Below are 9,028 nucleotides of genomic sequence, written 5' to 3'. Positions count from 1 at the left end.
CAACGACATCTGTTGCAAGGTCTTTTCCTCGGCTTCGCTCAGCTCTACAACACACTTCATCTGGACTCCGGCGCAATGGGGTCGCCGAAGTTAACAAAATTCAAACGCGTTTACCAGCAACACTTACGACGGGACGCGGTTCGGCTTACGGCTGCGCGCCCTCGCCATCGGTAAAGCTCGCGACAAACACCGCGCTGTGGCAACGTCAGTCCGACGATATGGACCTGAACTGCGGAGAAGTGCTGGAAGGCAGCAGAACGATCGAGCAACTTGGCGCAGTGCTGTTCCAACTGCTGCTCGACGTGGCCTCCGGGAAACGCTCTCGTAGCGAGCAGCACGGTTACGGGCAAAACGAATTCGTGCCTTGGCAAATCAGCGCAATCATGTGAGCCGCTGTTGTCCGGCACAAGTAGAGCGTGCACCGCACTGATGCTCAGCAATAACCCATACCAGGTTGGAAAAAGATTAGATGCCATTGAATGACCGATCCGCGTTGCCTGACGATCTGGAGCAGGCGGTGCTCGTGGGGCGCGCGTGGTGCCCCGATATCGGCGCGCCGTGTCCTGTTGCCGTTATCGGTGGCGAACTGGTGGATGTGTCGTCGTTCGCGCTGACGACCAGCACGCTGCTTGAGCAGCCAGGAATCGGCCTTCGGCTGAAGGAGGCCGCTGCGAACCTGCCGAGACTTGCGACACTGGACCTGGTTCTTGCCAATTCCGCCTTCGATCGGCGCGATCCGTCGACTCCTTGGCTCATCGCGCCATGTGACCTTCAGGCGGTCAAGGCGAGCGGTGTGACGTTCGTCGAAAGCCTTCTGGAGCGGGTGATCGAGGAGCGCTCGGGAGGCGACGCGAGCCGGGCCGACGAAGTGCGCGCGCGTGTCATGTCAGTACTGGGCGATCGGCTCGCAAGCGTTCGCCCGGGGTCTGCCGAAGCCGAAGCGGTGCGCCACGTACTTATTCAGGAAGGAATGTGGTCGCAGTATCTGGAAGTCGGCATCGGTCCCGATGCGGAAATTTTCACGAAAGCGCAGCCCATGTCCGCCGTCGGTACCGGCAGCGAAATCGGAATTCATGAAAATTCGCAGTGGAATAACCCGGAGCCTGAAATCGTGCTGGCGGTGACCAGCCGGGCGGAAATCGTCGGCGCCGCGCTTGGGAACGACGTCAATCTCCGGGATTTCGAAGGCCGGAGTGCGCTGCTGCTCGGTAAGGCGAAGGACAACAACGCGTCAGCTTCGATTGGCCCGTTCATTCGCCTCTTCGACAGTAGATTCGGTCTCGATGATGTTCGGGCTGCGGAGCTTTCGCTACGCGTAGAAGGAACAGATGGATATGTTCTGACAGGGGCGAGCTCCATGAAACGCATCAGCCGGGACCCGACAGAACTCGTTGCGCAAGCGATGGGCTCTCACCATCAATACCCGGACGGAATGATGCTTTATCTCGGGACGTTGTTTGCACCGACTGCGGATCGTAGCGTGCCAGGGCAAGGATTCACGCATCAGATCGGCGATACGGTAACGATATCGAGCCCGCGATTCGGTGCGCTCATCAACACGGTCAACCATTCGCATCGCATTGCGCCCTGGGAGTTTGGGGTCGGCGCACTGCTCGCCAGCATTCTTCGTGGGCATACCGGGAAAGCGGAGTCGTAGTCGCTCCATTGCCCGTGGGTCCGCTGATATTTCATTGACTATCAGCGGACCGCTTCTCAATACTTACCTGCCACCCTCAACGGGTGACTTTTCCACAGTCTCTCACCATCACGCTTTTTGAACGCAGCGGCACCGGGCGGTTTGAAGCCTGCCCCTGCAGGCCGACTTCGGAAGACCTACTTCCATCTTCGGTACAGCATCCCAAGCTTGCGCTCAAGTTCGTGACACACACGATTGCTTGCCCTTGCGGGTCTGATGCATCTCGGGGTCGCGCGCCTTCTGCTCATTTTTCGTCGAGCTCGGCGCGCCGATGATCGTCGCGTCCACGATGGTGCCGCTTTTGAGCTTCATGCCGCTGGCCTGCAGCACCCGGCTGACTTCGGCAAACAATTGCTCGCCCAGTTTGTGCGTCTCCAGCAGGCGCCGGAATTTGAGCAGCGTCGTCGCATCGGGCACAGCTTCGCAGCCCAGATCAACGCCCGCAAAGCGACGCAGGCTGGCGCTGTCATAGAGCGCCTCTTCGCAAGCGAAGTCGGCCAGATTGAACCAGTGCTGCACGAAGTGGATCCGCAGCATGCGCTCCAGACCAATTGGCGGGCGGCCATTGCCGCGCTTCGGATAATGCGGCTCGATCACCGCGCACAACTGCGCCCATGGCACGATCGCATTCATCGTGTCGAGAAACTCGTCGCGCGTGCGTTTGCGGTGCGTCTCGAAACCCGCACCTTGATCGGCTGCCATCGCCAGCGTCTGCTGCTTCATCCTGTTCTGCCTGCCTCTTCAAACACAATCTATATAACGCGTGAAGTACCAACTCGGTGGACTTGATCAGATGGGATGGACGCCGCCAGCCACGTAATCGCCGCGCACCCGGCACGACGGCGTTACGACATCTGACCGGTATTGACAGCCCCTTGCCAGGTCTCTCTAAAGGCTGCCTGGGCTTCTTCAGTCGCGCCACCTGATCACACAGCGGTCACATTGCTTTCCTACACTCGCGTCAGCATTACGTTTTTCTTTCTAAAATAAAACATAAAGCTTTCTTAAATTAGACAATGTTGACGCCATGTCCATCCAAAGACTCATAAGAACGCTTGCCGCTTCCCTGATCGCGGCCGCCATGCTCGCCTCGTGCGGCGGTACCGATTCGTCCACAAACACGTCCACAAGCACGCCCACCAAGTCGGACTCCGAACAACCCAGCCCGGTCAAGCGCTGCGCGCCTTGAGCTACGACCGAGCCTGCAGAAGAACACTCAATGATTTCACGCCGCAAATTTCTGAAAGCCGCTAGTGGCGCCGGCTTTGCCGCTGCCACGCTGGCCAGCTTCCCGCTTAGCATCCGCCGCGCGCTGGCAATTCCCGCCAACAACGCCACCGGCACCATCAAGGACGTCGAGCATGTGATTATCCTGATGCAGGAGAATCGCTCGTTTGACCATTATTTCGGCACGCTCAAGGGCGTACGCGGCTTCGGTGACCGCTTCACCATTCCGCTGGCCAACGGCCGCAAGGTCTGGCAGCAGCAGCGCGGCAACGGCGCTGTACTCACCCCGTATCACCTTGACGGCAGCGCCAACAACGCACAGCGCGCATCGGGCGCCAATCACACGTGGGTGGACAGCCAGAACGCGTGGGACAGCGGCCGTATGTCGAATTGGCCCACCTACAAGACAGATGTCTCGATGGGCTACTTCAAGGAAAAGGAAATCCCGTTTCAGTTCGCGCTGGCCAATGCCTTCACGCTGTGCGATGCGTATCACTGTTCGATGCATACGGGTACCGATGCCAACCGCTCCTTCCACATCACGGGCACGAACGGTCCCACTGCCGCTGGCGTGGCTTTCGTCAACAATGAGTGGGACTACATCGACGGCCTGGCGGCTTCGGTCGATACAGGCTACACCTGGAAGACTTATGCAGAGCGCCTCGAAGATGCGGGCGTGAGCTGGATCTCGTACCAGAACATGCCGGACGAATGGGGTGACAACATGCTGGGCGCCTTCCAGCAATTTCGCCGCGCCAATCTGGCCTCGGGCTTCCCCGTGGCCAGTGGCGGAGCGCCGGGCAATCCCTATGCCGATACCGGGCAGCCCTTGCCCTATCACGCCTACGATGCAGCCGCGGACAACGCAGCCAACCCGCTGTACAAGGGCATCGCGAACACGCTGCCGGGCACCACGCCGGAAAGCTACCTCGATGCGTTCAAGCGCGACATCCGCGAAGGCAGGCTACCGCAGGTCAGCTGGATCAATGCGCCATCGATCTATTGCGAACACCCCGGGCCATCCAGTCCGGTTCAGGGCGCGTGGTTCCTTCAAGAGGTACTCGATGCGCTGACAGCTGTGCCCGAAGTGTGGAGCAAAACCGTGCTGTTGATCAATTTCGACGAAAACGACGGTTACTTCGACCACATGCCCTCGCCGTCGGCGCCGTCACGAAATCCCGATCAGACGTTGGCAGGCAAAACCACACTGTCCGATGACGACATGCGGTTCGAGTACCACGCCTATCCGGCGCCGCAGGGCAGCAAGGACCAGCCCGCGCAGGACGGTCGCGTCTACGGGCCCGGCCCGCGCGTGCCGCTGTACGTGATCTCGCCATGGAGTCGCGGGGGCTGGGTCAATTCGCAGGTCTTCGACCATACGTCGGTGCTGCGCTTCCTGGAAGAGCGCTTTGGTGTGAAGGAGACCAATATCAGCCCGTACCGCCGCGCCGTGTGCGGAGACCTGACTAGCGCCTTCAACTTCAAAACTCCCAACAATGAGTTGTTACCCACGCTGAACGGGCGCAGCACCCGGGCCGAGGCCGACCAGTTGCGCAACTCGCAACAGGCCCTGCCAGCCGTGCCGCTGCCGGTGGACATGCAGTTGCCGATCCAGGCAAGCGGCACGCGACCCTCTCGCGCGCTACCTTATGAGTTGCACACAAGCGCGCGCTGCGCGGCCAACGGCACTGTCGAATTACTGTTTTCCAATACCGGTACCCAGGCCGCGGTGTTCCATGTGTATGACCGCTACAAGCTGAATCGCGTGCCGCGTCGCTACGTGGTCGAGGACGGTAAGACGCTGGCCGACAGTTGGAACGCGCAGCAGGACAACCTCGGCATGTATGATCTTTGGGTGCTAGGCCCGAACGGTTATCACCGGCATTTCAAAGGCGACCTGAGCCGCCTTGCCGACAGCGGGGTCACGCCGGAAATCCGCGTCTGCTACGACATCGCCAACGGCGACGTTTATGCCGACCTGATGAATACCGGCAAGAGTGCCTGCAACTTCACGATTACGCCGATGGCCTACCGCACCGATGGCCCATGGCAGGTTCAACTGGCAGGCACAGGCATGGACTCGCTTCACTGGTTTCTGGCGTCCAGTGGCCAGTGGTACGACTTTGCTGTGACCTGCGATAGCGATAAGGCGTTCTACCGTCGCTTTGCAGGACGGGTGGAGACCGGCAAGCACTCGGTTAGCGATCCGGCCATGGGCATGAGCGGGACCATGCCTGGTAAGCACTGAGACACTCGATTGGCCTTGATGGAGGGGCAGCAAAACCGGCGCTTTCGTGCTGAAGGGTGCCGGTTCCCCACGCGTCTTCAAGACTCGTTCGATGACTTCCAAAGTCGGGCCACCTATGCATGAGCACGACATGCAGACCGACTCTACACACTTGATCGCCGAACGAATCCACAGAGAGGAGTGTTACACGCACGACGACGAATTGCTGCATACCGCGGCTATCGTCTGCCTGTTCGCGTCCTTTGTGCTGCTTCTGATGGCCTGCTGCCTTCTGCTCGATTGACTCAGCAGCATAGCGGATCCAGCCTCCCTCCGACGCAGGATTCTCCCAATCCATCGCATCAAGTTCGCTGCGGCGACAAAGCTCCATGGCGGCAGGCGCGTGAACCTCCAGCAGGGGTCGCTTCAGGAAGCGGAAAATAAAGCACGCTTGGCTTCTCAACCCCAAGGACTTGGGTACCCGTTCGCTCAAACGGACGTTCGAACGGCGGCTTTCAGGAAGCGGACGGAGAGAGCGGCAAGAAGCATTGGTCGCCGGCAGAAGCGATAGAATGCCCGCTCTGCAAAAGACAATATTGACGGGGTACACGGCATGGAGCGGCCGGGCGCGCAGCGTTGGCATGAGCAAACGTTTCTAGGTGTCTTTCGCGGACAACCTGAGAAGGAGCAGGCGCTCCTCCGGATATGCCTGGGCACGGTCGTGTTGATCGGCTATATCGCCGTCGCCGCGCTCCAACGCAAGGCCGCCGCGTATGACACTCTGGGCGTGGTTTTCGCATACGTTGTATTCGGCGTGGTGACATACATAGCCGCGACCGCCGCGACAGTTCGGCCGCGCCTTCGATTGACGGTCACCACCATTGCAGACCAGGCGCTTGTCATGACTGCCTTGGCGCTCGGCGGGCGCGTGGCGCTGCCTTTGCTCTGGGTCGTGTTCTGGTTCCTTGTGGGTGCCGGTTGCCGCCACGGCAAGCGGCCGTTGCTACTTTCATGTGCAGTTGCGCTTGCAGGCGTCGTGATTTTGATGCACGTCGAGCCGTGGTGGAGAGAAAACCTCGCGGTGGGATTGGGCATCATGCTCAGCATCGCGGCGACTTCCGTGTACTTGATGGCCCTCGTGCATCGGCTCGAACGGCAGGCTGCGACGGACCCTCTGACAGGACTCAGCAACCGCACTCGCCTCGAGCAGGCGATCGCTAAAGCGACTGCGGCGCGAGACGACGATAAAGGACAGTCTGTCTTGCTGTTCATCGATCTCGACGGCTTCAAGTACGTCAATGACGCTTATGGGCATGCGGTGGGTGATGAACTGTTGCAGTGCTTCGCCAACGGTCTGCAGACACGCATTCGCCGCGGCGATACGGTTGCCCGCCTGGGAGGCGACGAGTTCGCGGTGCTCGCCCGCCACGTGCATGGCGACGCCGGCGCGCGCGCGATTGCCGACGGTATTCACGACATCCTTCATGGGCTTCGAGAGATCGGCGGTCATCCCGTCGCCGTATCGGCCAGCATTGGCGTGCGCATGCTCGGTACCAATAGCGCGGACGGACGTCTTGATGTACACGCCCTGATGCGCCAGGCCGATAGCGCGATGTATCGCGCCAAAGCGAACGGGATGGACAAAACCTCATTCTTCGATGAGACGGGTGCCGGCGTGTAAGCGGATAGGGCTCCCGGCGGTGCCCTGCTCGTGTTGGCGAGCGCATTTGATGCAGGTGCAGGGCCGCGGACGCGGCCGGGCGCGCGTTGCACGACGAAGTGCGCGAAGCGGCCAGCGGGACCGTCGCGCGCTTCGCGGTCGGCTTGACGGATGGCATTTCGAAGCTGGCCGTCCATGCCATTCTTGCGGGCGTGCTGGACACGCCTTCGCTACGGCTGCTCTGCCACGAAGGCGAAGCGGAAGACCTGCTGGCGGAACTGGCGCATCACCATCTGGATCTCGTGCTGTCCAGCCAGCCCGCGCCGCACAACTCGAATCTGCGTCTATCCAGCGAGCGCCTGATCGCTTCGCCGATCGACTGGTACGGGCCGGCCGCCGTGGTGCGAAAAACGCATGTCGATCATTTTCCGCAATGCCTCGCGTCGCGCGGCATGGGCGTGTTTCCGCTCGCGGCGTTCGGCGCCGAGCGCAACGATCCCATGCATCACGGCTTGCGCTGGCTCGGCCGGTCGCCGGAAGTGAAGGAGGAAATGCACGCAATCGTGTCGCGGCGCGGGCGGCATCGTCCTTTGACGCAAAAGGTGTTGAGTGCGGCGCATGCGTGAGCGCGTTCGTGATCACGAAAAAGAAGGTTCGGTTTTTCCGAAGCTGCATTTCCGTTATTTCTGCTTTTTCCTCGACGCCTTCTCACCGTACTCTTGAGCCGTACCCACGAAGGAGGTGTCTCATGCAAGTCCTGTTCAAGTCCCGCGACCGTGAAGCCGTCCGTCTGCGCAGCTTCGCGCGCCAACGCATCCGGTTCGTGTTTCGCCGCATGGACTGGCTGATTTCGAAGGCGACCGTCAGCATGTCGGACATCAACGGCCCGCGCGGCGGACTCGACAAACGCTGCCAGGTGCAGGTGCAGACGCCCGATGCGACGCCTGTCGTCGTGACGTCGATCGCAAGAGACTGGCGCGGCGCACTCGATCTCGCGCTGGCCCGCGCGGCGCGTTCGATCATCCGCAGGCAGCAGGCGCGCATTGCGACTCGGGGTCCCCGTGATTTCGATGCCGTTTACCGGGGTAGCGGCCTCTAGGCGCGACAAGGCCTAGCGGACTGCCCCTAAAACAATGCCGCTCGATTCGTTCTGGAAGGCTCGGATAGCAACGCACCGCTGGGCGCTACCTATCACCGGAGCTTGGCGGCCGCCGGGTAATTCGCTTCCTGGCATTGCCATATCGGGCCCCTCAGTCGGTTGCAACCGGCGAACGCGGCGACGAATTGCCGGGACGTCGCCGCGATAAAGGCGAGATCGATTGTGCGACTGCAGTCAATACCCGCGAAACAGCGTACTGCCGGCTTTCCACCAACATCCGTCGGTAAGGTAGTGAACGAACGACCGCAGTACTTCAGGACGGTGGCAAGAGCTGTTGTCGAATGACATAAAGGGTCGATTGGCGACCTTTGCACGGTTCCATTTCTCGGCTCGCAAGGCGCGATCGGCCCAATGGAACTATCGCATTGCGATCATCGTCAGCGCAGCTGTATCGCGGACGCCGCCGGCGCCTTAGTCGGGTTCCGCCTGCTGGCATTCCGCCTGATACCAACGATCGACCTGACGCTGCGCCGCCTGCAGATCCTCCGGGTAGTGTGGATCGAACCATGGTGATGGGTCGTAGCCCGCTTTCCTCAGGGCCGCCAGTTCGCTCCGGCTTCGCTCAGGGGTGGGAGGGGCGTTGTTCCTGAGCGCGGCCAGGTCGCGGCATTGCGCAGCGCTTAATGGCGGCAAGCTTTGCGATATGCCGCCCGCCGCGCAGCCAGCGAGCGAAAGAATCAACGCAGGAAGCGCCGGCCAGATCCGCGGCGAGTTCTTCATGGCCCAATTTCCTCCAATGAAGCGTTGAAGTTTGATCGAGACTGAGCATTGTCCTTCGAATCAATCCCACCGTTTTGCTGGAGCCTATTCATTTATCGCCGTTGCTCAATTCGTGGTGCTTATGCGAGTGCGTGGCCATCCGGCCGGGTGCGGCCATCGTCAGCCACCGGCACGCGCTCTCACGAGGACATTCGAACGTCGCGTTCACATCGGAAACGGCCCCGCTAAACGTTGAACAGTTCGCTACGCGCCGCGTCCATGATCATCGCGACAGCCGGGTGGCTGATGTGGCGCTCGATAGAGATTGCGAAAAATTCCTCGACGATCGAATTGATCTGC

Annotated in this window: 6 protein-coding genes and 4 pseudogenes; 7 read left to right on the top strand and 3 right to left on the bottom strand. The window is 60.7% G+C overall.

The window, feature by feature from the left end; translation table 11 throughout:
* A pseudogene (locus F6X37_RS34780) lies at window positions 1–389 on the top strand (UxaA family hydrolase); the annotation flags it as partial.
* 80 nt (window positions 390–469) lie between these two features.
* Entirely contained in the window at window positions 470–1,657 is a 1,188-nt protein-coding gene (locus F6X37_RS34775; RefSeq protein WP_187614537.1) for a fumarylacetoacetate hydrolase family protein, read from the top strand.
* A 234-nt stretch (window positions 1,658–1,891) separates the two neighbouring features.
* Here the strand turns inward: F6X37_RS34775 and F6X37_RS34765 are convergent.
* Window positions 1,892–2,419, bottom strand: a pseudogene (locus F6X37_RS34765) (IS5 family transposase); the annotation flags it as partial.
* A gap of 496 nt (window positions 2,420–2,915) precedes the next feature.
* Between F6X37_RS34765 and F6X37_RS34760 the strand changes: the two are divergent.
* From F6X37_RS34760 to F6X37_RS34740, 5 genes and pseudogenes are all read left to right on the top strand, one after another.
* On the top strand, window positions 2,916–5,171 hold the full coding sequence (locus tag F6X37_RS34760; RefSeq protein ID WP_187614536.1) for a phosphocholine-specific phospholipase C: 2,256 nt from the start codon (window positions 2,916–2,918) through the stop codon (window positions 5,169–5,171).
* Window positions 5,172–5,301: 130 nt separating this feature from the next.
* On the top strand, window positions 5,302–5,454 hold the full coding sequence (locus F6X37_RS34755) for a hypothetical protein (RefSeq protein WP_187614535.1): 153 nt from the start codon (window positions 5,302–5,304) through the stop codon (window positions 5,452–5,454).
* Between the two features lie 309 nt (window positions 5,455–5,763).
* A complete protein-coding gene (locus F6X37_RS34750) occupies window positions 5,764–6,831 on the top strand; it encodes a GGDEF domain-containing protein (RefSeq protein ID WP_262420144.1) in 1,068 nt (355 codons plus the stop codon).
* Between the two features lie 77 nt (window positions 6,832–6,908).
* A pseudogene (locus F6X37_RS34745) lies at window positions 6,909–7,436 on the top strand (LysR family transcriptional regulator); the annotation flags it as partial.
* Between the two features lie 122 nt (window positions 7,437–7,558).
* A complete protein-coding gene (locus F6X37_RS34740) occupies window positions 7,559–7,909 on the top strand; it encodes an HPF/RaiA family ribosome-associated protein (protein WP_184066411.1) in 351 nt (116 codons plus the stop codon).
* A 471-nt stretch (window positions 7,910–8,380) separates the two neighbouring features.
* On the opposite strand, the gene F6X37_RS34735 is transcribed toward F6X37_RS34740, so the two are convergent.
* Window positions 8,381–8,689, bottom strand: coding sequence for a DUF4148 domain-containing protein (locus tag F6X37_RS34735; RefSeq protein WP_187614534.1), 309 nt, complete (start codon window positions 8,687–8,689; stop codon window positions 8,381–8,383).
* A gap of 224 nt (window positions 8,690–8,913) precedes the next feature.
* A pseudogene (locus F6X37_RS37415) lies at window positions 8,914–9,028 on the bottom strand (LysR family transcriptional regulator); the annotation flags it as partial.

It is taken from the genome of Paraburkholderia sp. 31.1 (assembly GCF_014397645.1).
In the GTDB taxonomy this organism is placed as follows: domain Bacteria; phylum Pseudomonadota; class Gammaproteobacteria; order Burkholderiales; family Burkholderiaceae; genus Paraburkholderia; species Paraburkholderia tuberum.
Note: the sequence above shows the minus strand (reverse complement) of the source record. Positions and strands in the feature narration are given on the sequence as shown.

Excerpts from the sequence above, each read along its gene's own strand:
- F6X37_RS34760 (WP_187614536.1), top strand. The coding sequence starts at position 2,916 with ATGATTTCACGCCGCAAATTTCTGAAAGCCGCTAGTGGCGCCGGCTTT.
- F6X37_RS34755 (WP_187614535.1), top strand. The coding sequence starts at position 5,302 with ATGCAGACCGACTCTACACACTTGATCGCCGAACGAATCCACAGAGAG.
- F6X37_RS34740 (WP_184066411.1), top strand. The coding sequence starts at position 7,559 with ATGCAAGTCCTGTTCAAGTCCCGCGACCGTGAAGCCGTCCGTCTGCGC.
- F6X37_RS34750 (WP_262420144.1), top strand. The coding sequence starts at position 5,764 with ATGGAGCGGCCGGGCGCGCAGCGTTGGCATGAGCAAACGTTTCTAGGT.
- F6X37_RS34735 (WP_187614534.1), bottom strand. The coding sequence starts at position 8,689 with ATGAAGAACTCGCCGCGGATCTGGCCGGCGCTTCCTGCGTTGATTCTT.
- F6X37_RS34775 (WP_187614537.1), top strand. The coding sequence starts at position 470 with ATGCCATTGAATGACCGATCCGCGTTGCCTGACGATCTGGAGCAGGCG.